The sequence below is a fragment of the Vibrio sp. 378 genome (assembly GCF_033339435.1).
In genome coordinates this window covers 1-1,521 of the sequence record NZ_JAWOUO010000065.1, presented here as the reverse complement: position 1 = coordinate 1,521, position 1,521 = coordinate 1, and the positions used below count along the sequence as shown (strand labels likewise).

At 47.1% G+C, this 1,521-nt stretch carries 2 protein-coding genes; both read right to left on the bottom strand.

From position 1 onward, the window contains the following. Positions 1-728, bottom strand: a 728-nt coding sequence (locus tag R7Q48_RS24100) for an AAA family ATPase (protein WP_318132593.1), incomplete at its 3' end; no start/stop codon positions are given. A 6-nt stretch (positions 729-734) separates the two neighbouring features. Further along, the gene (gene lolA / locus R7Q48_RS24095) at positions 735-1,361 is read right to left on the bottom strand and encodes an outer membrane lipoprotein chaperone LolA (protein WP_023585423.1); all 627 of its coding nucleotides are present in this window, start codon (positions 1,359-1,361) and stop codon (positions 735-737) included. Between the last annotated feature and the right edge of the window lie 160 nt (positions 1,362-1,521).

Here is a 1,521-nt window from a genome sequence, read left to right as displayed (position 1 = left end):
CCGGCTACTTCAGCAAGCAGTTTGAGTGTTATCTCTTTTTCACCTTGATCATTCTCTTCTGCCATATCGTAGAGAAGCTCAAGGTAGTTAAGAGACATGCGAGCATCACCGTCCACCAACTCGGCTAGACGGTCTAACACATTATCAGCAAAGTTCGCTGGCGTATCGCCCAGGCCTCGTTCTTTGTCGTTAATCGCTTGATTTAGTGCGAGTGAGATCTCTTCTTTATCCAGTGAAGTCAGCTTGTAGACTCGAGCACGAGACAACAATGCGTTATTCAGTTCGAAAGATGGGTTCTCTGTCGTTGCGCCAATAAACGTGACGGTTCCATCTTCAATATGTGGTAAGAAAGCATCTTGTTGCGATTTGTTGAAGCGATGGACCTCATCCACAAACAAGATGGTGCGGCGACCCGCCATTTTGTTCTCGCGCGCTTTTTCGATTGCAGCACGAATCTCTTTCACACCGGACGTCACCGCAGACACGCGTTCAACTTCCGCATTGGCGTAATTAGCAGCGACTTCCGCTAACGTGGTTTTACCTGTACCAGGAGGCCCCCAAAGGATCATTGAGTGGACATGGCCAGCCTCTAACGCGCGACGCAGGGGTTTACCCGGGCCAAGAATGTGTTGCTGACCGATGTACTGCTCAATAGTTTGCGGTCTCATACGAGCAGCAAGGGGACGAAAATCTTCGTCCCCCGAGAAATCTAATGTGTAATTACTCACTACCTATTAATTCCTTTGATCGTCCACTTCCACGCCTTTTGGAACTGTGAACGTAAATCTGTCTGCTTTTGGTTTGCCAAGCTTAACATTACTGAATGTAAAGAGCCCTTTCTGACCATCTTGCTCGATGACGTTAAAGCCTTTCACTACGCCTTTCGCGTCAATATTGATCTGAAACTGACCTTGAGTAGAGTCTACTGCGGTTGGGATAAGCGTAAATTCATTCCCTTTCTGGGAGATCTTATAATTATCCCAATCACTTGCTCTGTTGCGAGTTAAGAGTACAAATGGTGTTTGCTCGGTCGCTTGCTCTTGCCAGTAAATGCTGACTTGCTCAATAAACGGGCTGTAGTACCACAAAGTTTTACCGTCTGAAACCAACAAGTTCTCATCTGGGAATGTCGTGCTCCAACGGAAAAGGCTTGGACGAGCGATTTCAACCGTGCCTTCCCCTTCCATGACCGTTTCCCCTTCTGGGCTGATCACTTGCTGAGAGAAATCGGCACTGAAGCCCTCATTCATCGCGAGGCGTTTGTTCAGTTCATCTTTTGGAGAGGCTGCATTTGCAACAGAGAAGAAAGAAATGCTTAAAACTAGCGCTGAGAAAAGTTTCGCTGAAAATCGTTTTTTCATTCAGATACCTATCAGAGGGTGAAAGACCTAAAGTTACTCACCTCAGTTGGACTAAGGTGAGTAAAACAAGTTCATTAATCTTTTGGTGGCGCTGGAGCCAAGACTTCACGGTTACCATTGTGACCCGGCGCACTCACGATTCCTTGAGCCTCCAGCTGCT